Source organism: Nitrosospira multiformis ATCC 25196, from assembly GCF_000196355.1.
GTDB classification, from domain to species: Bacteria; Pseudomonadota; Gammaproteobacteria; order Burkholderiales; family Nitrosomonadaceae; genus Nitrosospira; species Nitrosospira multiformis.
Window position 1 is genome coordinate 1,378,158 of sequence record NC_007614.1, and the last position, 21,902, is coordinate 1,400,059.

The 21,902-nt window shown below is 53.3% G+C and carries 25 protein-coding genes; 11 read left to right on the plus strand and 14 right to left on the minus strand.

Going from position 1 to position 21,902, the window contains the following annotated elements:
* Positions 1–33: 33 nt before the first annotated feature.
* Complete coding sequence (locus tag NMUL_RS06265) at positions 34–2,127, minus strand: hybrid sensor histidine kinase/response regulator (protein WP_011380535.1); 2,094 nt, start codon at positions 2,125–2,127, stop codon at positions 34–36.
* Between the two features lie 255 nt (positions 2,128–2,382).
* On the opposite strand from NMUL_RS06265, the gene NMUL_RS06270 reads away from it, so the two are divergent.
* The 8 genes from NMUL_RS06270 to NMUL_RS06300 all read left to right on the plus strand — a co-directional run bounded on the left by NMUL_RS06270 (position 2,383) and on the right by NMUL_RS06300 (position 7,013).
* A complete protein-coding gene (locus NMUL_RS06270; protein WP_011380536.1) occupies positions 2,383–3,399 on the plus strand; it encodes a sulfate ABC transporter substrate-binding protein in 1,017 nt (338 codons plus the stop codon).
* A gap of 469 nt (positions 3,400–3,868) precedes the next feature.
* The gene (locus tag NMUL_RS06275) at positions 3,869–4,468 is read left to right on the plus strand and encodes a BON domain-containing protein (RefSeq protein ID WP_011380537.1); all 600 of its coding nucleotides are present in this window, start codon (positions 3,869–3,871) and stop codon (positions 4,466–4,468) included.
* A gap of 74 nt (positions 4,469–4,542) precedes the next feature.
* Positions 4,543–4,761 (plus strand): CsbD family protein, encoded by a 219-nt coding sequence (locus NMUL_RS06280; RefSeq protein ID WP_011380538.1) that lies wholly within the window; start codon positions 4,543–4,545, stop codon positions 4,759–4,761.
* A gap of 74 nt (positions 4,762–4,835) precedes the next feature.
* On the plus strand, positions 4,836–5,414 hold the full coding sequence (locus NMUL_RS06285) for a BON domain-containing protein (RefSeq protein ID WP_011380539.1): 579 nt from the start codon (positions 4,836–4,838) through the stop codon (positions 5,412–5,414).
* 91 nt (positions 5,415–5,505) lie between these two features.
* Entirely contained in the window at positions 5,506–5,724 is a 219-nt protein-coding gene (locus NMUL_RS06290; RefSeq protein ID WP_011380540.1) for a CsbD family protein, read from the plus strand.
* A gap of 88 nt (positions 5,725–5,812) precedes the next feature.
* Positions 5,813–6,229, plus strand: coding sequence for a hypothetical protein (locus NMUL_RS06295; protein WP_041352940.1), 417 nt, complete (start codon positions 5,813–5,815; stop codon positions 6,227–6,229).
* 168 nt (positions 6,230–6,397) lie between these two features.
* A complete protein-coding gene (locus NMUL_RS15640; RefSeq protein WP_104009713.1) occupies positions 6,398–6,547 on the plus strand; it encodes a lmo0937 family membrane protein in 150 nt (49 codons plus the stop codon).
* A 46-nt stretch (positions 6,548–6,593) separates the two neighbouring features.
* On the plus strand, positions 6,594–7,013 hold the full coding sequence (locus tag NMUL_RS06300) for a CBS domain-containing protein (RefSeq protein WP_011380542.1): 420 nt from the start codon (positions 6,594–6,596) through the stop codon (positions 7,011–7,013).
* A gap of 39 nt (positions 7,014–7,052) precedes the next feature.
* On the opposite strand, the gene guaA is transcribed toward NMUL_RS06300, so the two are convergent.
* The 4 genes from guaA to NMUL_RS06320 all read right to left on the minus strand — a co-directional run bounded on the left by guaA (position 7,053) and on the right by NMUL_RS06320 (position 11,180).
* Positions 7,053–8,615, minus strand: coding sequence for a glutamine-hydrolyzing GMP synthase (guaA, locus tag NMUL_RS06305; RefSeq protein ID WP_041352424.1), 1,563 nt, complete (start codon positions 8,613–8,615; stop codon positions 7,053–7,055).
* Positions 8,616–8,774: 159 nt separating this feature from the next.
* On the minus strand, positions 8,775–10,235 hold the full coding sequence (guaB, locus tag NMUL_RS06310; protein ID WP_011380544.1) for an IMP dehydrogenase: 1,461 nt from the start codon (positions 10,233–10,235) through the stop codon (positions 8,775–8,777).
* Positions 10,236–10,427: 192 nt separating this feature from the next.
* Positions 10,428–10,718, minus strand: a complete 291-nt coding sequence (locus NMUL_RS06315) for an RnfH family protein (protein ID WP_011380545.1) — start codon at positions 10,716–10,718, stop codon at positions 10,428–10,430.
* Positions 10,719–10,742: 24 nt separating this feature from the next.
* Positions 10,743–11,180: a type II toxin-antitoxin system RatA family toxin gene (locus NMUL_RS06320; protein ID WP_011380546.1), complete on the minus strand. Its 438-nt coding sequence runs from the start codon at positions 11,178–11,180 to the stop codon at positions 10,743–10,745.
* A gap of 367 nt (positions 11,181–11,547) precedes the next feature.
* Between NMUL_RS06320 and smpB the strand changes: the two genes are divergently transcribed.
* Positions 11,548–11,991: an SsrA-binding protein SmpB gene (gene smpB / locus NMUL_RS06325; protein WP_011380547.1), complete on the plus strand. Its 444-nt coding sequence runs from the start codon at positions 11,548–11,550 to the stop codon at positions 11,989–11,991.
* Positions 11,992–12,029: 38 nt separating this feature from the next.
* Positions 12,030–13,100, plus strand: coding sequence for a COX15/CtaA family protein (locus tag NMUL_RS06330; protein ID WP_011380548.1), 1,071 nt, complete (start codon positions 12,030–12,032; stop codon positions 13,098–13,100).
* Here the strand turns inward: NMUL_RS06330 and NMUL_RS15645 are convergent.
* The 8 genes from NMUL_RS15645 to ccmC form a co-directional block, all read right to left on the minus strand.
* Positions 13,057–13,374, minus strand: coding sequence for a hypothetical protein (locus NMUL_RS15645; RefSeq protein WP_146063206.1), 318 nt, complete (start codon positions 13,372–13,374; stop codon positions 13,057–13,059). The two genes, NMUL_RS06330 and NMUL_RS15645, sit on opposite strands and share 44 nt — an antisense overlap.
* 352 nt (positions 13,375–13,726) lie before the next feature.
* Positions 13,727–15,037 (minus strand): c-type cytochrome biogenesis protein CcmI, encoded by a 1,311-nt coding sequence (gene ccmI, locus NMUL_RS06335; protein ID WP_011380550.1) that lies wholly within the window; start codon positions 15,035–15,037, stop codon positions 13,727–13,729.
* A gap of 7 nt (positions 15,038–15,044) precedes the next feature.
* Positions 15,045–15,593, minus strand: a complete 549-nt coding sequence (locus tag NMUL_RS06340; protein WP_011380551.1) for a cytochrome c-type biogenesis protein — start codon at positions 15,591–15,593, stop codon at positions 15,045–15,047.
* The gene (locus NMUL_RS06345) at positions 15,590–16,114 is read right to left on the minus strand and encodes a DsbE family thiol:disulfide interchange protein (RefSeq protein ID WP_011380552.1); all 525 of its coding nucleotides are present in this window, start codon (positions 16,112–16,114) and stop codon (positions 15,590–15,592) included. The genes NMUL_RS06340 and NMUL_RS06345 overlap by 4 nt, the downstream gene beginning before the upstream one ends.
* Entirely contained in the window at positions 16,111–18,150 is a 2,040-nt protein-coding gene (locus NMUL_RS06350) for a heme lyase CcmF/NrfE family subunit (protein ID WP_011380553.1), read from the minus strand. The genes NMUL_RS06345 and NMUL_RS06350 overlap by 4 nt, the downstream gene beginning before the upstream one ends.
* A 94-nt stretch (positions 18,151–18,244) precedes the next feature.
* Entirely contained in the window at positions 18,245–18,691 is a 447-nt protein-coding gene (gene ccmE, locus NMUL_RS06355; protein ID WP_011380554.1) for a cytochrome c maturation protein CcmE, read from the minus strand.
* Complete coding sequence (gene ccmD, locus NMUL_RS06360; RefSeq protein WP_011380555.1) at positions 18,675–18,872, minus strand: heme exporter protein CcmD; 198 nt, start codon at positions 18,870–18,872, stop codon at positions 18,675–18,677. Before ccmD ends, ccmE begins: the two co-directional genes overlap by 17 nt.
* Positions 18,869–19,609 (minus strand): heme ABC transporter permease CcmC, encoded by a 741-nt coding sequence (ccmC, locus tag NMUL_RS06365; protein WP_011380556.1) that lies wholly within the window; start codon positions 19,607–19,609, stop codon positions 18,869–18,871. The genes ccmD and ccmC overlap by 4 nt, the downstream gene beginning before the upstream one ends.
* Positions 19,610–20,034: 425 nt before the next feature.
* On the opposite strand from ccmC, the gene NMUL_RS06370 reads away from it, so the two are divergent.
* On the plus strand, positions 20,035–20,928 hold the full coding sequence (locus NMUL_RS06370; RefSeq protein WP_011380557.1) for a 3-methyladenine DNA glycosylase 2: 894 nt from the start codon (positions 20,035–20,037) through the stop codon (positions 20,926–20,928).
* A 116-nt stretch (positions 20,929–21,044) separates the two neighbouring features.
* Here the strand turns inward: NMUL_RS06370 and murI are convergent, their stop codons facing one another.
* Positions 21,045–21,851, minus strand: coding sequence for a glutamate racemase (murI, locus tag NMUL_RS06375; protein WP_011380558.1), 807 nt, complete (start codon positions 21,849–21,851; stop codon positions 21,045–21,047).
* Between the last annotated feature and the right edge of the window lie 51 nt (positions 21,852–21,902).

The window sequence follows — 21,902 nt, forward strand, 5'->3', positions numbered from 1 at the left end:
TAATGCGGTTGCGGCACCTGAAGATATGGTTGGTCAGGTAGCGCTAGTGCTGGTATGGGCCAGCTTTTTTGAGCCGACCAGGTTATCGATGGCTATAATCAATGCAACGGAATCCACGGGCTTGGGCAGGTGTTTCTGGTAGCCTGCGCTCATCATTTTGGCCCTGTCCTCCGGATGGGCGAATGCCGTGAGGGCGATAGCCGGGATTGTTCCCCCATTTTCTGCCGAAAGGCTTCTCACCTCGGCGATGAACTGATACCCGTTTTTTTCGGGCATGCTGATATCGCTGATAACGATATCCGGCTTCTCGGTCTTTAAGAGTTCCAGGCCATCTGTCGCCCGTGCAGCCGTAATCACACTTGCTTCCTGCTGCGCCAGAATCCGCCTGATGAGTTCGCGTGCATCCAGTTCATCATCGACAACCAGCACTTTCAATCCCTTGAATAACGCCTGCGGTTCGATGCATTCCTGCGGAGGGAGCGGTTCGCTTTTTGTTTCGGAAACAGGAGGAGCGACCGGCAGGTTTACGATAAAGGATGATCCTTGTCCCTCACCCGGACTTTCTGCACGCACCGTTCCACCGTGAAGTTCCACCAGTTGTTTCACAATGGCAAGACCAAGACCGAGGCCGCCGTACTGCCGCGTAAGCGAAGCGTCTCCCTGCCGGAAGCGATCAAAGACATAGGGCATGAATGCGGAAGTGATTCCCGAACCGGAGTCGCTTATCCTGATTTCGAGGAACAAGTTTCGCTGTTCTACTGTAACTTCTATTTTCCCCCCCTTGGGCGTGAATTTTATCGAATTGGAGAGCAGGTTCCAGAGTATCTGCTGGAGCCGGTTGGAATCTCCGATGATGGAATCGAATTTTTTGCCCAGCGTTTTTTTCAGAATGACTCCTTTGGCCTGCGCTGTCGGCTTTACTGATTCGACCGCTGTCTCGACCAGGTTGGCGATATCCTGCCGCCGCATATCCAGCCTGACTTTTCCGGAGATGATGCTGCTCATGTCGAGGAGGTCTTCAATCAGCTTGTTCTGGACACGCGCATTTCGCTCGATCGTTTCCAGTCCCCGGTGGATGTCCTCTTTTTTAAGGTTTCCACTCAGGATGAGTTGGGACCATCCCAGGATTGCGTTTAACGGGGTTCTCAATTCATGAGAAAGGGTTGCCAGAAACTCGTCCTTGAGGCGGCTTGCGCGCTCAGCTTCATTTCGGGCGATTGTTTCATTCTCGAGAAGTTGCCGTTTTTCCGCATCTGCGAGGGCTAATGCTTCGCCGAGCTTGGCAACCTCATTACTCGTCGCTTTCCCATAGCGGCTGGGAAGAATGCCCCGAGTGGCTCCCGCGACCTGCCGGCCCAGATCGGCCAACGGCCGTAGTATGTTGAGCCGGGTATAAAAAATGATGCCCATGGTGGCTACCAGGGCAACGAAGATAAGCGCCATCTCGAAGATGATCTGGCGCTCGAGTCGCGCCAGCCCGAGATTTGATTGAGTTTGCATGCGTTCACCGAATAAGTCCATGAACGCCTGAATCGGCTCCATGACAGCGGCTTTTTCTGCAATATACTGCTCACTGAACAGAAGCTTTATCGCGAGGTCACGGTCGGGTTTGCCGCGCACGGTAAAATTGCCTTCACCGTCGTCATATAAGCCTTCCATTGCGGCAAAGGCGCGCTGCTCAAGCTTGACCAGCCTGTCGGAGCGTTCCAGCGATTGCTGCAGCAAGCCATATTCTTCATTGTTCAGGCCTTCTTGCTGAAACCTCTCCCGCAAAGGAACGGCACGCCCTTGCCTGACGACGGGAGTTTTTCCCGCCATCATCAGGTCCCAGTATGTCGGGGAATAATTCACCGGGCGTGGATGGAGTCCGTTGCGAATATCCAGTATTTCGTTGAAATACCGCTTGTAGACCGGGTCGCCGGTGATCACATACGTGCGGGCCATGCGTGTGAGGTCGTTGGAGGTGTGAAGCAGTTCATCCCCGAGCAGCAGCGCCTGGAACCGGTGCCGTTCCGCGATGTTGATCTCCTGGCGAATACCCATCGAATGAAAGACGAGGGCACCGATCGCCGCAAGCAGGAGCGCAAGGGTGACATTGGAAAAACTGATAAAGTTTCTGATGTTCATAAACCCATCCCGCTGCAATTGCCCGTCCATTTTCTATCGCATCAATTGCCTGTTTTAATTTTATACGCCTGGACTCCGGAGCGCGATTTATTTACAGACTCCTGTATCGAGCCGGGGGGGATATACGGCAAGCGGCTTCCCTCCCGCTTTTCTAAAAGAAAGAACGGTAACCCGCTCTATTTCTTCATTTCCATGCAATGCTGTTGAAATGAACCGGTGTTAGATTTCCTGGTATCAATCCACAGGAGGAAAAAGATGCGTTCATATCACTCCCGGCTGGTTTTTGCGATTCTGGCAATTCTGCTTAGCTTCAGTGCAGCGGTTGCCGCGCTGCATAGCATGTCCGCGAACTACAGTTCCGATGCAAGTCACAAAATGTTCGATGATTTCAACAAGGCGTTTATCAAGCACTGGAAAACGCGAACGGGTGTGGAGGTGACGATCCGCCATGCGGAAAGCAAGCCAGGCATACCTCTCCGGGCGAATATAGATGGACTCGATGTTACGTCAATTGCTCTGTCCTATGATCCGGAGATACTGCAAAAAACCAATAGATTTTCGTTACCTGACTGGCAAAAACCCCTCCCACGAAAATCACCATATACCTCAACCATTGTCTTTCTGGTGCGCAATGGCAACCCGAAGAAGGTGCGGGATTGGAATGATCTCGCGAACCCGGGTATCGAGATTGTAACTTCCAATCCAAAGACTTCGGGGGATGCACGCTGGAGTTACCTGGCCGCCTGGGGGTATGCGCTCAAACAGTCCCGAGGAAGTGATGTAACGGCGATCGAATTCATAAAAAAAATATTTGGCAACGTAAAGACTCTGGAAAACGGAACGCGCAGTTCAGTAATAACTTTCGTCGAACGCGGCAGAGGGGATGTGCTGCTGATTTGGGAAAATGAAGCCCACCTGATCGTCAAAGAGCATGGTGGAGACAAATTTGAGATCATTACCCCCTCCTTCTCAATCCTGGCCGAACCCACTGTGAACATAGTAAGTGATGCCGCCTCACAGAATGGAACGCGTGAAGTGGCCAAGGCTTACGTCGATTATCTCTACACACTGAAGGCCCAGGAAATAGCAGCCAGACACTATTATCGCCCGCGTGATGAGAGGATAGCCGCCAGGTATTCGAGGCAATTTCCATCTCTCGAATTGTTTACCGTCGATGAAATGTTTGGAGGCTGGAAGGAGGCTCGAAACATCCATTTTGCGGACGGCGGCATTTTCGACCGAATTCAAACGCATTCAAGCGCGTTTCACTGAAATTGCAGCCGCCTGTCAGTATGGGAGTATTTCCAACTGACATTCATGCCTACCACAATCTTCTGCAAAAATTCCTCCTATCTTTCCGACTGTAATTTCCCCTCTTTCAAACCCGCAGCTTCGTCGAAATAATTCTTCCGGGTTTCTCACCTTTTTCTTTGTTGCTGACTGCTTTTTGCTTCAACCACCTTCAGCTCCTCAGTTTCCTTGAGGGGGAAGGTGGCCGCGAGCAGGAGCAGGCTTTTTGCACAACTATGCGTTTTGCAACAGAGACTTATGGTATTCGTCGAAATGCGGCTAATTGACTTTTTCCAATTTATGTGCGCCAGCGCACTGAGCCATAAGCGATAGCGCGAGATGATTGAATCGTAGGATCGTAAGCTAAGCCGGTGTGGAGCAGGGCATGGATGGCCTTTAGCTGCGCGTCATTGGCGACCCTTAATTCAAATCTAGTCGGGAGAAAAACAGCATGAGTATTCAAAATAAATCGCTTGTTCTGACCATTGCGCTCATCAGTGCGCTTGCCTTCGCAGGTTGCGGAAAGAAAGAGGAGAAAGCCCCTGCCCCGGGGGAGCCGAAGTCGGAGGCTCAAACAGCTCCAACGACGATTGGCACCGAGATCGACGATACCGCGATTACTACTAAAGTAAAAACTGCGCTTCTGGCGGATGATTACGTCAAGGGACTGGATATCAAGGTGGAGACTCGTAAAGGGGAAGTTCAACTCAGTGGATACGTGGATAGCCAGGAGCAGATTGACAAAGCGGTTGCCATTGCGAAGGGTATTGAAGGCGTCAAAAACGTCAACAATGAAATGATGGTAAAAGGAGGCGAAGCCTCGGTAGGCGAAAAGATCGATGACACTATCATCACTACGAAGATCAAGGCTGCGCTGGCAGGGGATGACAATATCAAGAACAGTACTGACATCGCGGTAGAGACTCAGGAGGGGGAGGTTCAGCTTAGCGGTCATGCGAACGATCAGGCCCAGATGGATCGTGCCGTCGCGGTTGCACGAGGGGTTGAAGGGGTCAAGAACGTCGTCAATAAAATGAGCATCAAGGAATAGGAATCAAAAGCGTCTGCACCGCGGCGCTTATTTCAGGACTTTTAACTCAATCAAACCAGAAAGAGGAGCTAAAAATGAACTGGGATCAAGTAGAAGGCAACTGGAAGCAATTCAAGGGTAAAGTGAAAGAGCAGTGGGGCAAGCTCACCGACGATCATATCGACCAGATCGCCGGACGGAAGGATCAACTCTCTGGCCAGATCCAGGAAACGTACGGGATCACGAAGGAAGAAGCCGAGAAACAGATCGACGAATGGGAAAAACAGCAGGATACACATCGTCGCTCCTATTAAAGAGAAAAGTGGACCGGTAGGGGGCTGGTTTGCCAGCCCAAGTACAAAATAAAACCATCAAAAACGAGGGAATCATGCATAAATCAAATGTCATTCTTGTCGCACTTGGCTTTTCAATCAGCTCCGCCCTGATGGCCCAGCAACATGCCTCGGGAGAACCTAAGTCGGAGGCTCAAACAGCTCCAACGACGATTGGCACCGAGATCGACGATACCGCGATTACCACTAAAGTAAAAACTGCGCTTCTGGCGGACGATCACGTCAAGGGGCTGGATATCAAGGTGGAGACGCGCAAGGGAGTGGTCCAGCTCAGCGGGTATGTGGATAGCCAGAAGCAGATTGACAAGGCCGTTGCGATTACAAAGGGTATCAAGGGGGTAAAACACGTTGACAACAAAATGATGGTAAAGGGGGGCGAGGCCTCCGTCGGCGAGACGATAGATGACAGTATTATCAGCACCAAGGTCAAGGCCGCACTGGCGGGTGATGACAGCATCAAGAACAGTACTGACATCGCGGTGGAAACCCACGAAGGGAAGGTTCAACTCAGCGGGTATGCAAACGATAAAGCGCAGATGCATCGCGCCGTCGAGGTTGCCCGTGGCGTTGAAGGTGTCAAGAGCGTCGTCAATAAAATAAGCATCAAGCGATAGGAATTCGAGATTGTCGACAGTAGATCGGTATCAATGAGCATGCATGCTCAAGAGTTTTCAAACGGGATAAGCCTTAAAGGAGGAGCTAAAAATGAACTGGGATCAAGTAGAAGGCAATTGGAAGCAATTCAAGGGTAAAGTGAAAGAGCAGTGGGGCAAGCTCACCGACGATCATATCGACCAGATCGCCGGACGGAAGGATCAACTCTCCGGCCAGATCCAGGAATCATACGGAATCACGAAGGAAGAAGCCGAGAAACAGATCGACGAATGGGAAAAACGGCAGGACACGCATCATCGTTCCTATTGAAGGGAAAGGAAGGGAGAAACGGGGAATGAAGGGCCGTTTGCCGTTTCTCTGTCCGAATCACAAGTCAAACTATCAAAGCGAGGGGATCATGGGGAAATCAAATGTCATTCTTGTCGCACTCGGCTTCGCGGTGAGTTCAGCCGTGGTAGCGCAGCAACAGCGGCTGCCATCCGATGTCTATGAAGTATATACGGCCGACAAGGAGCGCATCGAGCGTGAATACAAGGCGGACAAGCAGCGCTGTGATTCCCTTGATGGCAATGCCGAGGATATATGTGAGGCGGAAGCCAAAGGTCGGGAAGAAGTTGCAAAGGCCGAGCTGGAAGATAAGTACAGGCCATCGAAAGAAAGCCGGTACGAAGTGCGGGCGGCAAAAGCGAAAGCTGACTATCGGGTGGCGAAAGAGCGATGTGATGACTTATCAGGCAATGTGAAGGATGTGTGTCTAGAAGAAGCAAAAGCTGCGCAAGCGGCTGCGATAGCGGATGCCAAGAGGGAAGATTAGGAATCTCTGGACAGATTCCTCTTGCGGGAGGTTTTCCATCAGCACAATACTCAGAAGAGCGGGCTTGAGGAATATACCCCTGGCAAGTAAAGCAAGCGTCATCTAGCCCAGGCAGGATGCAAGGGCGGCGCTTGTCGATAACTTCATGATAATGAAAAGGAGGCTATCATGCTTTACACAATCGCTGTTGTTTTGATCATCCTGTGGCTCTTGGGATTGGTCAGTTCCTATACGATGGGGGGCTTCATACACCTTCTTCTGGTAATAGCCATCGTAATGATTCTGCTTCGCGTAATCAGCGGGCGAAAACCGCTTTAATTATTTACGCCCGTGACGCCGCAGGCGAGCCGATGAGGAGAATGACATGCAAAAGATAAGCGAAGTGATGAGTTCGGATGTGCAGACCATCAGCCCGGATGCAACCATTGAGGAGGCGGCCCAGGAAATGCGCGACGGCGACTTCGGGCTTTTGCCCGTGGGAGATGAAGAGCAGTTGCTGGGGGTCATCACTGATCGAGACATTGCTATCAGAGCGGTCGCGGAGGGCAGGGGGCCAAGTACTCCCGTCAGTGAAATCATGTCCGAAGGCGTGATCTGGGCTCATGAGGATGATTCCATAGAGGAAGCAGCCGAGATCATGAGTGATAACCAGATTCGCCGCCTGCCGGTCGTAAACGCCGAACAACGACTGGTGGGAATCGTCTCTCTCGGAGATTTTGCAGTGGATGCTTCCGATATCGGCCCGGTTGCGGATGCGCTTACCGAAATTTCCAATCCGTCGTGAGTTTATTCAGGAAAGCATTCGGGCTTCCTCCGGATGCTTTCATTCCCACTCTATAGTGGCTGGCGGCTTGCCGGAGATATCATAGACCACGCGATTTATTCCACGTACTTCGTTCACGATGCGGCTGGATATTCTCGCGAGCAGGGCGTAAGGCAGTTCCGCCCAGCGTGCCGTCATGAAGTCCTCTGTCTGAACGGCGCGCAGGGCTACGACAAAATCATAAGTGCGGCCGTCGCCCATCACCCCCACCGATTTCACCGGTAGAAAGACCGCGAATGCCTGAGACGTTTTTTCATACCAGCCCGCATTGCGTAATTCCTCGATGAAGATTGCATCGGCACGCCGCAATAACTCGGCATACTCGCGCTTGACTTCACCGAGAATACGCACTCCAAGCCCCGGTCCGGGAAAAGGGTGACGAAAGACCATATCGTGCGGCAGCCCCAGGGTCAGTCCAAGCTCGCGTACTTCATCCTTGAACAATTCCCGCAATGGCTCCAGAAGCTTCAGATGCAATGTTTCCGGCAGGCCGCCGACATTGTGGTGGGATTTGATCGTGTTTGCCTTTTTTGTTTTGGCGCCGGCGGATTCGATGACGTCCGGATAAATCGTGCCCTGCGCAAGCCAGCGCGCATTAGCGATTTTTGCTGCTTCCCGCTGGAATACCTCGACGAATTCGCGTCCGATAATGCGGCGCTTCGCTTCCGGATCCGTAATGCCTTGCAAATGTCCTAAGAATTCTTCGCTGGCATCGACATGAATGACTTTTACGCCGAGATTCCGGCTGAAGGTGTCCATTACCTGTTCGGCCTCATTCAGGCGCAGCAGGCCGTTGTCCACGAAAACACAGGTAAGCTGCTTGCCAATAGCACGATGAATGAGTGCCGCTGCAACCGAGGAATCCACACCTCCGGACAGCCCTAGAATAACCTCGTCCGGTCCCACTTCGGAACGGATTCTGCCAACCATTTCCTCCAGATAGTCGGGCATGTTCCAGTCATAAGCGAGTCCGCAAATTTCATGGACAAACCTGTCTATAATGGCTTTGCCTTGCGGGGTATGAGTGACCTCCGGATGGAATTGCATTCCGTAGAACCTGCGCGCTCCATCCGCTATGGCAGCCAAGGGGGTGGCAGGATTGCTTGCCATGACCTGGAAACCGGGAGGAAGAGTGTTTACGCTGTCGCCGTGGCTCATCCACACATCCAGAAGCTTTTGGCGCGATGCATCAGTACGATCATGGATATCCTGAAGCAGGCCGGCAAGGTTTTTTACCTGCAATTCGGCGTAACCGAATTCCCGCACCTTCGAGTTTTCAACTGAACCACCCAACTGGGCCGCCATGGTTTGCATGCCATAGCAGATGCCCATTACCGGCACTCCCAGCTCAAAGACGATCTGGGGAGCGCGGGGCGTTTCATTCTCGGCCACAGAGGCTGGCCCCCCGGAAAGGATAATGCCTGCCGGAGCGAAATTCCCGATGAATTGCGAGCTTATGTCAAAAGGATGAATTTCACAGTAGGCATTGCTTTCCCGCACGCGGCGGGCAATCAACTGCGTATATTGGGAACCAAAGTCAAGGATGAGTATTTTTTGATGCATGACCAAAGCTCTCGGACCCGATCATAGGAGCATTCAGAGAGCGGGAATTCGTCCTAAAATGTATTGCTGTCAGTGAAGAGGGGAGGAAAGCAGCAGGGCAACCGAAGGTGCAACAGTTAGGCTGAGACATATGTTATTGCCATGCACCGTCATTTCCGCCTAATCGATATGATAGTTCGGGGCCTCTTTGGTAATCTGTACGTTGTGGACGTGGGATTCACGAATGCCTGCGGCAGTAATCTCGATAAACTCTGCCTTGGCGTGCATGTCATCGATTGTTTCGCAGCCCAGATAGCCCATGCCCGAGCGTACGCCGCCAATCAACTGATGGATGACCGCGATGACGCTTCCCTTGAAAGGAACCCTGCCTTCCACGCCTTCCGGCACGAGCTTCCTGGAGTCCTGCTCGGCCTGCTGGAAATAGCGGTCGCTCGAACCCTGCTGCATTGCCGAAAGTGAACCCATTCCACGATAGGTCTTGTATGAGCGCCCCTGGAACAGTTCTATTTCTCCTGGTGATTCTTCCGTGCCTGCGAACAAGCCCCCGAGCATGATTGAACTCGCCCCGGCGGCCAGTGCCTTTGCAATGTCCCCCGAATAGCGGATGCCGCCGTCGGAGATCAGCGGCACGCCGCTGCCTGCCAGTTCTGCAGAAACGTTTTTGATGGCCGTAATCTGAGGTATTCCCACTCCCGCCACAATGCGGGTGGTGCATATCGAACCGGGACCGATTCCTACCTTTACCGCGTCGGCGCCATGATCCACCAAAGCCCTGGCAGCGGCGGCAGTACCTACATTGCCGCCGATGACCTGGATTTTAGGGAACCGTTTCTTTACCCACCGTACCCGTTCAAGCACACCCTGTGAGTGTCCATGTGCGGTATCCACGACAATCACGTCCACACCTGCATCGACCAGCGCCTCCGCGCGCTCTTCACTGCCTTCGCCAACCCCTATCGCAGCGCCAACACGCAGCCGGCCTTGTTCGTCCTTGCAGGCGTTTGGGTGTTCGGATGTCTTGATGATATCTTTCACGGTGATCAGTCCGCGCAACTCGAAGTCGTTATTCACGACGAGCACACGCTCCAGCCGGTATTTGTGCAGCAGGGCCATTGCTTCTTCACGACTGGCGCCTTCGTTCACCGTGACCAGCCGCTCCTTCAAGGTCATGATATTCCGGATCGGCTGATCCAGGTTGGTTTCGAAGCGAAGATCGCGGTTTGTCACAATCCCCACCACTTTCGAACCTTCCACCACGGGTAAGCCTGAAATCCTGAATTTGTGGATCAGGTTGAGCACTTCCCGCACCGTCATGTCAGGCGGAATGGTAATGGGATCTTTTACCACGCCGCTTTCGAAGCGCTTGACATTGGAGACCTGGGCAGCCTGGGATTCCGCCGGCATATTCTTGTGTATGATGCCGATTCCCCCTTCCTGGGCGAGTGCGATTGCGAGCCGCGACTCGGTAACGGTATCCATGGCGGCTGATACAAGAGGAATATTGAGGGAGATCTCGCGCGTGAGTCGCGTTGTCAGATTGACATTGCGCGGTAAAACAACGGAGTGGGCGGGAAGCAGCAGGACATCGTCAAAGGTTAAAGCTTTCTCAACCAGTCGCATGATAGTGATCCTTCACAAAGCGGCATTATAGCGAACATGGATGCTATGGGGAATCATCCCGAACGAAGACGAAGCGCAGGAACGATCGAAGCTTTCCTATCTGTTCATGCCGTAGGCCACTTGTCGCAATTGTTCACGGCGCACCTCCATTCACAAGCTTGGTTCTTATTTTCGTTCCGGGGTGATGCACAATCACCGTTTTTTTGCACGCTTCCTGCGGGCTTCCTTGGGATCGACCCTCAGAGTACGGTAAATTTCTATCCGGTCGCGATCGCGCAGAACCGTGGTTGGCGGGACCAGTTTGCCATATATACCGAGCTTGTTTTTCAGGAGGTCGATCTCGGGAAACCGGGGGAGGATGCCGGATAGTTTTACCGCTTGTTCCACGGTAGTGCCCTCCGGCAAATTCATCTGCCGTACAACCTGTCTCTCCGGCAATGCATACACCACTTCGATATCAATATTCCGACCAGGAACTTCCATAGACTTCCCGCCGTCAATACCCGATCAGGAATTCCCATAAACTTCTTCTGCGCGCTCGATGAATGCTTCCACGAAGCTATTGGCAATGACAAAGAAGACGGGCCCTACCAGTTTTTCCAGAAATATGTGCGAGAACGTGTAGTGCAGGCGAAACTCGATCTTGCATGCATTTTCCGCGAGGGGAATGAAGCGCCAGTGCCCATCCAGGTTCTGGAACGGCCCGTTCAATAATGTCATTGTGATCAGCTCTGGCGGCTTGCGTACGTTCTCGGTCGTGAAACTGTGCTTGATGTGATGATAATCGATCATGATGGTAGCATGGGTGACCGCCTCGCTTTTATGCACAACGGAAGACCCCCCGCACCAGGGTAAGAATTTCGGATAATCCTCCACTGCATCCACCAGTTCGAACATGCGGCTTGCGGAATAACCGATCAGAACCGATTTTTCGATGTCAGCCATGCGATGAATTGCCCCGCTTCAGCGAGACAGTATGAAACCTTAAATTGATGGCGGACTGCTCGTTTTTTGACTTGGAAAATTGATACATATGCATTGTTTTAGTTGCTTGGGTGTTTCCAGCCTATGAACCTGCCGGAGCCTGAACTCCGGCCGGAGCTGCGTCAGTGCTCCAGCTTGTCCATCTGCCGAATTCAAGGCGAAAGCTGTTAAAATACACGAAACCCGCGTTGAACTCACCCTTTTTCTTCCCTTGAGGACATATCCAGGGATTTCTTGAACATCGTACCTCCTTATATCGTACCTTTTATTCTTTGCGCCCCTTTGCACTCTTTGTGAGCAGCGAGCACCTTGTCTTGAGAATCCCTGAATGAGCATCGTCCAGAATAAGAAAGCTTTCCATGACTATTTTATCGAGGAGAAGCATGAAGCAGGGGCAGTTCTGGAAGGATGGGAAGTCAAGGCGATTCGCGCGGGACGAGCGCAGCTGAAGGAAGCCTATGTCATTATCCGGAACGGTGAATTGTTTCTCATCGGGTGTCATGTCAGTCCCTTGCTGGCAGCTTCCACCCACATCCAGCCCGACCCGGTTCGTACGCGCAAGCTGTTGTTGCATGCTGAGGAAATCAAACGGCTTATCGGCAAAGTGGAACGGGCGGGCTACACCCTGGTTCCACTGGATATCCATTATAAGAAAGGGCGAATCAAGCTTGAAATCGGTCTTGCAAAGGGCAAGAAGCAGCATGACAAACGCGAATCCGAGAAGCAGAAAGAGTGGGAACGCGACAAGCAGCGGTTGATGCGTCCAAAATAATCCTCGATATTTTATAACCTTAGATCAAATTCCTAGCCATGCAGTTTGTCCAAACTTCAACACTTCCGCAAAAAACCGATCAAAAGTTTGCTGTGCAGAAACCGATTGCTATCTGGTTGTTCGTTTGCTGCGCTCTGGTATTCGCCATGGTGGTTGTAGGCGGTGTAACCCGTCTTACCGATTCAGGGCTTTCCATCGTCGAATGGCAACCCCTCGTTGGCACGGTTCCTCCACTCAGCCAGAATGACTGGGATGAGCTCTTCGAGAAATATCACCAGACGCCTCAGTATAAAAAGGTAAATCTTGGCATGAGCCTGGAAGAGTTCAAGACAATCTTCTGGTGGGAATATTTCCACCGCTTATTGGGGCGCGTCATCGGGTTGGCATTTTTCATACCATTCCTGTATTTTCTGATGAAAAAGGCAGTCGACCGGCCACTGGGACTGAAGTTGTCAGGAATTTTCCTGCTGGGGGCTTTGCAGGGTGGGATGGGATGGTACATGGTAAAGAGCGGGTTGGTGGATAACCCCCACGTCAGCCAGTATCGTCTGACTGCGCACTTGGGTCTCGCTTTCGCGATTTATGCCGCAATGTTCTGGGTAGCCCTCGATCTGCTCAATCCCGGCCGCGGTTTGTCCGCAAACAGCGGACTGCGTGGTTTGCTCAATTTCTCCACCATGCTGTCTGCCCTGGTATTCATAATGGTTTTATCGGGCGGGTTCGTGGCAGGCATTCGGGCAGGTCTGGCTTACAATACTTTTCCACTCATGGATGGCCACTTCATCCCCCCGGAACTATTCATGCTGGAACCCTGGTACCGGAATTTCTTCGACAATATGACCACTGTGCAATTCGACCATCGCCTGATTGCATGGACACTGGCAATTCTCGTTCCGATTTTCTGGCTCAAATCGAGAGCAGTGCCACTTTCAGGCTCGGCTCGTCTTGCATGCACTCTACTGTTGATCATGCTGGCAGTGCAGATCACTCTGGGGATTTCCACGCTGCTGCTGGTTGTTCCTCTAACCCTCGCGGCAGCACATCAGGCAGGCGCACTACTGTTGTTTACCGCTGCCCTTTGGGTGAATCATGAGCTACGGCGCCAATAGTTGAGCGTTTCAGTCCGTCGGCAGCGGGCCGCTCCAGGAGTTTGGCCTCGACGCCTTTATCCACCGCGCAGGGCATGGTCGGTGAATGATTTTTTTGATTGCTTGTTGCAAGCTTTATACCCTTCATGGCTTTGACAAGATTTTTTTGGAAGCCGAGCGGGGCAATGCACCTTATTAATAACGATGAGCATGCATTAATTACTGCGGCGTCTTCGTCATCCCGCGTTATGCCAAACAACTGGTAGGTCGGATTGAGCAAAGTGGGATCCGACAAGAAATTTATCAAAATCAATAAACCCCGAATTGCCCTTTGATCTGTTTTGAAGTTTGTTCTTCCTTTCGAGCAAGCGTGTCATGAATATCATTCCTCCTGAGCCTGAGCCTGAGCCTGAGCCTGAGCCTGAGCCTGAGCCTGAGCCTGAGGTTGTGGAAGGAGCATGAAAGACGGGCAAAAGATTTGGAACGGCAGCACGCGAAGTCGCAGTGGGAAGGCGCAGATTCTATTTATCCGGAAATCACCTTAGGGGGATTTCCAGAGAAAGAAGGGGGCGCAAAGGCTCTGCCTTTGCGCCCCCCCAGGGGCATGCTTCAGAGATAGCTATGCTGTTGCCAGTGGGTACTGACTACTAAGGCAACTGCTGATCGATAACCACGCTAATCCCGCTGGCGCCGACCATTACCGGCTGACTCAAACCTTGCAGGTCGCCGCTTTGCGGCATTGGGGATCCCGATTTCGAAATCCGGGCGCCTACTACCACCTCGGCAGGGAAAGTGGATAACTGCACGCCGGACCGAGCCATGGAGTCGTTCAGTGAAAAGCTTGCCGGGAGATCCTTGACTTGCAGACGCAGGGTCGCAAGGGGTGCCTTTGGTCCCACTTTGGCACGGGCAAAAATATACAGGCTGTCGCCGGGGGAGGCCTTGCTTGCGAGGCCGGGGCTGAGTGTTACCTTGCCGGAAAGTGTGCCGGAGGTAGCGCCTCCCGCGCCCGAGGCTGATCCCTGTTTATTTGCAGGAGGAGGTGTCTGAGTACCCGGCTGGTCTGGCGCTCTAGCCACCAAGCTGCCTTTTCCTGCTGCCAGCGATTTTGCTTCTGCGATGCTGGCGTTAACGGATTGCACCAGCTCAGCCTCGGATGGCGGAATCAGCGCTGCCAGTTTTTCCCAATATCTGGCAGCCTCCTTGTATCTCTTCTCCTCGAATTCGGCTGTGCCTGCCAAGGCCAGCGCCTTGGGGTTATTGGGGTCCAGGCTCAATGCCTTTTTGATCAGTTCCGTCGGCTTCCCGACCAGACTGCCATTGTTCGTCATCGCCACGATATCGGCGTAATCCGTGATGATGGCGGAGTCGTCGGGCGTCAAGGCAAGCGCCTTTTCATAAGCTTCCTTTGCCTCGTTGAACCGCTGCATCATTGCGTAGGTCCGACCAAGCATAAGCCATCCCTCGACGTTGTCGGGATTGTCCTCAAGCTTCGCAATGAGGTTTTCCATCACCGAGGAAAAATCGGGATGGCCTCCTTGTCCTTGCTCGGACGACATCGATGGATGCTCCGCGGCAGGCTGCGGCAGCAACGCCTTGGTGTTGCCTATCGCCAAGTAAAGGGAAACCGCGAGGACAGGCAGGACGAGCGCGGTGACAGTCATGGTTGCCACGTTGTGCCTTCCACCCATTATCATGGTCGTCGTATTGCCATCTTCGGGAATATCCTGCAGCATTCTTTGCTGCAACTCACGCTTGCTTTGCTCGTATTGTTCCCGCGTCAGGATGTCGCTGCGCAGATCGCTGTCGAGTTCCGCCAACTGATCCCGATAAACGTCGATATTGGTGGCATCCCGTTCGACGCCGGCCTCGCGATCCTTCTTGCTCCACAATGTAGGCAACACGAACAGCAGGGCGCCGACAATAAATATGCCGGCTACAATCCAGAATGAAGTCATGCGTTTATCACCCCTTGCCTTCCTTCAGCAAGGCTTCCGCCTGCTTGAGTTGCTGTTCGGATAGCGCGGGTTCTTCGATGTGTTTGCGACGGCGCTTGAGATAAAACACCAGGAAGACTGCGCCAGTCAAAAGGAAGATGAAAGGACCGAACCACAGGAGCAGGGTGGTACTTTTCATCGGTGGACGATAAAGCACGAAATCGCCGTAGCGCGCCACCAGAAAGTCGACAATTTCCTTGTCACTCTTGTTGGCTTGCATCTGTTCGCGGATTTCGCGCCGCAAGTCGTTGGCAAAGTCGGCACGCGAAGCGGCTATCGTCTCATTCTGACAGACCAGACATCGCAGGTCTTCGGATAGCGCCACCATGCGTCTCTCTATTTCCGGATTTTCGGCAACAGGAGCAGCTTCCTTTGCCTCCGCAAACGGGGCAAGAAGCAACAGACAGAGCAGCAGCGCCGCTTTTAACAGCGCAAAGCCGCCCCCATTGTTGCCTTGATCGTTTTTACCGCTGCCACAAGCCGCCAAAGACGACCGGGATAAAAGTTTCAATCTCATCCTTGTAATTCTCTCACCAGAGGCAGAATTTTATTCTGCAGTGCTTCCACTGTTACGGGACCGATCTGCTTATAGCGAATTACCCCATTCTTGTCGATGACATAAGTTTCCGGCACACCGTAGACGCCGAACTCTATGCCGGTCCGACCTTCAGGATCAACCGCGCTGACGGCGTAGGGATCACCAAACTGCTGAAGCCATCTCAATGCGTCATCTCGCTGATCCTTGTAATTGAGTCCGTAGACAGGGACAATTCCCGACTTCGACAGTTCCACCAATACCGGATGTTCCTGCCGGCAGGAAACGCACCACGAGGCCCACACATTCAATAGCCATACCTTGCCCAGGTTTTCCTTCGAGGTCAGCGTTTTTTCCGGTTCGTGCAATTGCTGCAACTGGAATTCTGGAGCTGGTTTCCCCACCAGGGGAGAGGGGACTTGGCGCGGATTGAGACCCAGGCCGACGAGCAGAAAACCTACCAGTACGACAAAAACAGCGAGCGGCAGCAGGAAGCGCGTCATGCCTTTTTGCTCCGGGCAATCATGGGCGCAGTGGCTTTCCTGCCGGCTTTGCTGGCTTTAGCGACCTTCCTTTCCTCTATCTCTACGGTCTCGCGCTGTTTGCGTGAGGACAGGCGATAACGTCTGTCAGTGATGGCAAGGAAGCCTCCGAATGCCATCAACATACAGCCGAACCATATCCAGTCGACGAAGGGCTTATGGTAAACACGCACGACCCATGCTCCGTTTTCCAGGGGTTCACCCAGAGCAACATACAGATCGCGGAGAATACCGGCATCGATTGCCGCTTCGGTCATCGGCATCCCGGATGCGTTATAGGTTCGTTTTTCCGGTTCCAGTACATTGATTTTCTTTCCGTCGCGCAATACGTCGACATTGCCGATGTCGGACATGTAGTTTGGACCCGGCGCTTTTTTCACGCCATTGAAGCGGAAGGTATAGCCTCCTACCTCGACCGTGTCGCCAATTTCCATGCGCACATCTTTTTCCGTTTCATAACCACCCACAAGCGCCACACCGATAATAAAGAAGGCAATCCCAAGGTGGGCAGCGTGCATGCCGTAGTAGCTGCGCGATTGCGCGGCCAGCTTCGCAAGCAAGCCCTGCTTGCCGGTGCTGCGGAGACGATGAATTACGCTGACGATCACGCTCGTAATGACCCAGAAAGCCATCAGCAGACTGAAGCTCACCATCAGCTTCCATTCACCCATGATAAAGGGCATGACGAGAGCGGTAACTGCGCTTACCCCGAATGCCCAACGCAGGCGTACCGCAAGCTCAGGCAGGCTTGCCTGCTTCCAGCGCGCAAGGGGGCCAAGGCCGATCAGAAAGACGGCGGGAGTCATCAACGGGACGAATACTGCTTCGAAGTAGGGAGGGCCAACCGAAATCTTGCCGAGTTCAAGCGCATCCATGAACAGGGGATAGAGTGTGCCCAGCAGTATGCTTCCCGCTGCAACCATCATCAACAGATTGTTGGCGAGCAGCATGGATTCGCGTGAAACCAGTTCGAACTTTCCACCCAACCCGATTTTTGGCGCCCGCCATGCAAAAAGCAGCAGAGAGCCTCCAGTGATGGTCACCAGAAAGGCCAGGATGAATATACCGCGCGTGGGATCGGTTGCAAAAGCGTGAACCGAGGTCAGCACGCCCGAGCGAACCAGGAACGTACCGAGCAGGCTCAGGGAAAATGCGCAGATTGCCAGCAGCACGGTCCAGCTCTTGAAGCTGCCGCGTTTTTCCGTCACGGCAAGGGAATGAACCAGGGCAGTTCCCACCAGCCAGGGCATGAAAGAGGCATTTTCAACCGGATCCCAGAACCACCATCCGCCCCAGCCCAGTTCATAATAGGCCCACCAGCTTCCCATCATGATGCCGATGGTGAGGAACATCCAGGCCACCGTGGTCCACGGCCGCGACCAGCGCGCCCAGGTCGCATCCATCTGGCCGCTCAGCAGTGCGGAAATGGCGAATGCAAACGCCACGGAAAAGCCGACATAACCCATGTAAAGCATGGGCGGATGGCAGACCATGCCGGGGTCCTGCAGCAGCGGGTTGAGGTCGCTTCCTTCCATCGCCCCGGGCAGCATCCGCTCGAAAGGATTGGAAGTGAAAAGCATGAATATCAGAAAACCCACGCTGACGAGGCCCATGACGCCCAGCACGCGCGCCACCATTTCATTCGGCAAATGCTTGCTGAATACGCTTACCGCCACCGACCAGCATGCCAGCATGAACGTCCAGAGCAGCAGGGAGCCCTCATGCGAGCCCCATGTGGCGGCAAAGCGGTACTGCAGCGGCAGGTTCGAATTCGAGTTCTGCGCGACGTTGACCACGGAAAAATCACTGTTTACGAATGAATAGGCCAGGCAGAAGAAGGCGATGGCTACAAACACAAACTGCCCCTGAACCACCGGCCGCGCCAGGGCGATCCAGGAAGGGATGCCGCGGGCGGCGCCGATGATGGGCAGGGTGCCTTGTATGAGTGCCAGCAGCAAGGCGAGGATCAGGGCAAAGTTACCAAGTTCTGGAATCATGGCTGAGGCTGTGGGTTATGGAAAATATGAATAGATATGAGCAGGAATGACAGAGCCCTTTCGGTTCGGGAAGGGCTCGGGGCGAAACTTTTTGCTACTGCATCACTGTCTTGCGAGCCTTGTCGGCTTGATCAAGCGCGCCCGCGGCTTCCGGTGGCATATAATTTTCATCGTGCTTCGCGAGCACCTCGTCCGCCCGGAAAATGCCATCCGAAGCCAGCTTGCCCTGGGCTACCACGCCTTTGCCTTCCTTGAACAGGTCGGGAAGGATGCCGGTATATACGACCGGAATAACCTTTGCGGTATCCGTCACCAGGAAATTGACCGTCACGCCGTCGGCCTGGCGTTTGACGCTGCCTTCTTCCACGAGGCCGCCGATACGGAAACTCTTGCCAACGGGTGCTTCATTATTGGCCACCTGGGTAGGGCTGAAGAAAAATACGAGATTACTCTGAAATGCGTTTAAAACCAGCACCGAAGCAACGCCCAGCGCGGTCACGCTCGAAGCGATGATTGCCAATTTTTTATGACGTGGTTTCATTTCCCTTCTCTTGTTTTGTTGACTGATGAATCAGACTGAGATGCCTGAGCAAAGTTCGCCTGCGGTTGGAAACCAGAACGATTTCCCCTGCAATGCAGATCAAGGTAACGAGGTAGGACCCCCATACGTAGAACCCGTACCCGCCCATATCCAGAAATTCAGACACACTGTTCCAGTTCATTGCGCTGCCTCCTGCAACTGACCTACCCACGCGGTATGACGTTCACGTTCCAGGATAATGGCGCGCGTGCGTATCAATATCACCGCGATGGCATACATCCAGCATGCGATTGACATGATCAGCATCCCCGTAAGCATGGTGGTGGCCATTTTAGGCGACTGCGTGAGACTGACGGAGGCGCCTTGATGCAATGTATTCCACCACTTCACAGAAAAATAGATGATGGGGACGTTTACCACGCCTACCAGAGCAATCACTGCTCCGGCTTTGTCCGCACGGCGCGGATCGTCTATGGCCGCCTGCAAAGACATGAAGCCGATGTAGAGGAACAGAAGAATCAGTTCGGAGGTAAGGCGCGCATCCCACACCCACCAGGTGCCCCACATGGGCTTGCCCCACAGGGCCCCGGTCCAAAGCGCAATAAACGTGAACATTGCGCCAGTGGGGGCAATGGCGGTTGCCACCATGGCGGAAAGGCGGGTATTGAATGCAAGGCCGATACCCGACCATAGCGCCATGATGACGTAGAGAAACATCGACAGCCAGGCCGCGGGCACATGGATGAAAATGATACGATAGGCTTCGCCCTGCTGAAAATCGGTGGGAGCTACAAAAAAGCCGATATAAAGTCCCACTGCGCACAATACAATTGCAGCAATGGAAAACAGGGGAATCATTTTGCCGGCGAGAAAATAGAAGCTTGCCGGAGAGGAATATTTAAACCAGTTTATCGCCATGTAGCAAAGTAGGTAGCAGACTTCATAATTGAGGCCCCGATGAGGCTTTGATAGATTGCGCCGTGCATATGATCATATGGCCATAATATCCCATGTGGTCGTGCATCCCGCAGGACACTGTCGTCCACTGCAACCCAATCTACCTACCCATCCTTACGCCCCGTGCGCGTAACTCCCAATTTTAACCTAAAAACCTCAAATTCAGAATTGGTTTGTTAAAAACTACCGCTTGATTGTAACCGGGAGGGGGATATTGCGGAGGAAAGCGAGGGAGTGTGGATCGGCTACAGGTGATATAGATGCAAAAATACGCGCAAAAACAGGAAAACAGGATTTCGCGCAAGGTATCCTGGGACCATAATCGTTTCATTTAGCCGAATAATCCGGCAGATACTTCTTTCCGTTCCGGAAATCCGAAAGCGACCATGCAATTTTCCTGTTCCATTCCCTTACCTGCGACCTTTCGTCCCGGCGATATCTTGGCCTTTCATCGGCGCGACCGGCAAGAGATCGCAGAGCGTGTCAACCATGCCTCCGTGCAAAAAGCCATGATCTGGTGCGGCGCCCCGGCGTACCTTTCTATCAGCTTTGAGCCGGGATTGGCAAAGGCTTCACTGGTCATCGATGGCAAAATAGCGGAGGATCGCCAGCCCATCTTCGAAGGTATGGTCCGGCGCATGCTGGGTCTGACCCAGGAGATCGAGATCTTCGAGGAACGGTATCGCGATCATCCGCAATTGGGCATCCTGATCGCGCAACAACCCGGTTTACGGGTGCCGGTCACTGCCACCCCATTCGAGGCCCTGACCTGGGCAGTCACCGGCCAACAAATCAGCGTCAACGCCGCGGTTTCCCTGCGGCGAAAGCTGATCGGCGCGACCAATACCCCTCACTCCTGTGGCCTGTTCTGCTACCCGGACGCGCGCCGAATTCTCGAGCTGCCCGAAGAGACGTTACGGCAAGCGGGTTTTTCGACAACCAAAACCAGGACTTTGCTTGCACTCTCCGCCCTCGTGGCTGACAACGAGCTTCCATTGGATGCGTGGGTGGAGACGCTTCCGGTCGATGTCATTCGCGAAAAACTGGAAGCAGTCCGCGGCATCGGTCCGTGGACGGTGAATTATGGATTGCTGCGCGGTTTCGGCTGGCTCGACGGCTCACTGCACGGCGATGCAGCAGTCCGGCGAGGCCTGCAAGCCTTGCTCGGGGCGCAGGACAAAATCAGCGAGGAAAATACGAAGGTCTGGCTCGCGCAATTCTCCCCCTGGCGAGCCCTGGTCGGCGCCCATCTGTGGGCAGCCCCGGTTGCGATTGCCTGACGGGAATTCGATGCGCCTCATTGTGGTCCGACAGTCTCGTTGTGCGATACGGACAGCAATTTGGATGATACGTTTCTGTGCCCTTGAGCAACAGGCGGGGCTTATGAATTCCAGCACTAGGATGCGGCAGTTACGTCGATCAGTTCTATATCGGCAGCCACCAGTCCCTGGTCGAAGAATTTGGAAGCATTGGCGGCAAAGCGCTCAGGATCGTCGGTTGCCAGCATTTTAATCTGGCCCCTTGTTCCCGTAATTCCCGAAAGCTGCGTGGCTGCCGCTTCACCGCTGTTGATGAGTGTGACCGATGATCCCAGAATGTCCCGGAAGAGGGCTTCAAAGACAGGAAAATGGGTGCACCCGAGAATCAACGTGTCCGGCGCTTCGGCTGTGTCGAATATAGGATCGAGATACTGGCGGACAATAGCCGTGGCTATGGGGCCTGAAGACCAGCCTTCTTCCGCAAGAGCCACCAGCATCTGACAGGCCTGGGACGATGCCTTTATATGAGGATTGATTTTTTTCAGTTCCTTTTCATATACTCCGCTCCGGATGGTGCCGAAGGTAGCGATGACGCCGATATGCTGATTTTTTGTTGCCTGAATTGCCGCAGCCGCAGCCGGCTCGATCATGCCGATCACGGGCAGCGGAGCTGCTAGCGCGCGTACGGCCTCCAGCGCATGAGTCGATGCGGTATTACAGGCGATCACGATGGCACTCGGGTTATAGTTCAGCAGAATCCTGCACAGGCTCTGGCTATAACGCTGCACGATTTCAGGGCTCTTGGTTCCATAAGGAAGGCGGGCGGTATCTCCTAGATAGACGTAAGATTCTTGCGGATAACGCTTTTTCAGCGCCTGAAGGACAGTCAATCCTCCGATACCGGAATCGAATACAGCTATGGGAGAAAATATTTCCGGCATCATTTATCTTTCACTCAATGGCTCATATGTACATATACCCGTGCTTCCTGTATC

Bases quoted from the DNA above. Each gene is read 5' to 3' on its own strand.
- NMUL_RS15640 (WP_104009713.1), top strand. From the start codon at position 6,398: ATGCTTTACACAATCGCTGTTGTTTTGATCATCCTGTGGCTCTTGGGA.
- ccmC (WP_011380556.1), bottom strand. From the start codon at position 19,609: ATGGCGATAAACTGGTTTAAATATTCCTCTCCGGCAAGCTTCTATTTT.
- NMUL_RS06275 (WP_011380537.1), top strand. From the start codon at position 3,869: ATGAGTATTCAAAATAAATCGCTTGTTCTGACCATTGCGCTCATCAGT.
- smpB (WP_011380547.1), top strand. From the start codon at position 11,548: ATGAGCATCGTCCAGAATAAGAAAGCTTTCCATGACTATTTTATCGAG.
- NMUL_RS06330 (WP_011380548.1), top strand. From the start codon at position 12,030: ATGCAGTTTGTCCAAACTTCAACACTTCCGCAAAAAACCGATCAAAAG.
- ccmD (WP_011380555.1), bottom strand. From the start codon at position 18,872: ATGAACTGGAACAGTGTGTCTGAATTTCTGGATATGGGCGGGTACGGG.
- NMUL_RS06280 (WP_011380538.1), top strand. From the start codon at position 4,543: ATGAACTGGGATCAAGTAGAAGGCAACTGGAAGCAATTCAAGGGTAAA.
- guaB (WP_011380544.1), bottom strand. From the start codon at position 10,235: ATGCGACTGGTTGAGAAAGCTTTAACCTTTGACGATGTCCTGCTGCTT.
- NMUL_RS06270 (WP_011380536.1), top strand. From the start codon at position 2,383: ATGCGTTCATATCACTCCCGGCTGGTTTTTGCGATTCTGGCAATTCTG.
- NMUL_RS06345 (WP_011380552.1), bottom strand. From the start codon at position 16,114: ATGACGCGCTTCCTGCTGCCGCTCGCTGTTTTTGTCGTACTGGTAGGT.
- NMUL_RS06290 (WP_011380540.1), top strand. From the start codon at position 5,506: ATGAACTGGGATCAAGTAGAAGGCAATTGGAAGCAATTCAAGGGTAAA.
- NMUL_RS06370 (WP_011380557.1), top strand. From the start codon at position 20,035: ATGCAATTTTCCTGTTCCATTCCCTTACCTGCGACCTTTCGTCCCGGC.
- NMUL_RS06300 (WP_011380542.1), top strand. From the start codon at position 6,594: ATGCAAAAGATAAGCGAAGTGATGAGTTCGGATGTGCAGACCATCAGC.
- ccmI (WP_011380550.1), bottom strand. From the start codon at position 15,037: ATGACTTCATTCTGGATTGTAGCCGGCATATTTATTGTCGGCGCCCTG.
- NMUL_RS06285 (WP_011380539.1), top strand. From the start codon at position 4,836: ATGCATAAATCAAATGTCATTCTTGTCGCACTTGGCTTTTCAATCAGC.
- NMUL_RS06315 (WP_011380545.1), bottom strand. From the start codon at position 10,718: ATGGAAGTTCCTGGTCGGAATATTGATATCGAAGTGGTGTATGCATTG.
- guaA (WP_041352424.1), bottom strand. From the start codon at position 8,615: ATGCATCAAAAAATACTCATCCTTGACTTTGGTTCCCAATATACGCAG.
- NMUL_RS06350 (WP_011380553.1), bottom strand. From the start codon at position 18,150: ATGATTCCAGAACTTGGTAACTTTGCCCTGATCCTCGCCTTGCTGCTG.
- NMUL_RS06295 (WP_041352940.1), top strand. From the start codon at position 5,813: ATGGGGAAATCAAATGTCATTCTTGTCGCACTCGGCTTCGCGGTGAGT.
- ccmE (WP_011380554.1), bottom strand. From the start codon at position 18,691: ATGAAACCACGTCATAAAAAATTGGCAATCATCGCTTCGAGCGTGACC.
- NMUL_RS06340 (WP_011380551.1), bottom strand. From the start codon at position 15,593: ATGAGATTGAAACTTTTATCCCGGTCGTCTTTGGCGGCTTGTGGCAGC.
- NMUL_RS06320 (WP_011380546.1), bottom strand. From the start codon at position 11,180: ATGGCTGACATCGAAAAATCGGTTCTGATCGGTTATTCCGCAAGCCGC.
- murI (WP_011380558.1), bottom strand. From the start codon at position 21,851: ATGATGCCGGAAATATTTTCTCCCATAGCTGTATTCGATTCCGGTATC.
- NMUL_RS06265 (WP_011380535.1), bottom strand. From the start codon at position 2,127: ATGAACATCAGAAACTTTATCAGTTTTTCCAATGTCACCCTTGCGCTC.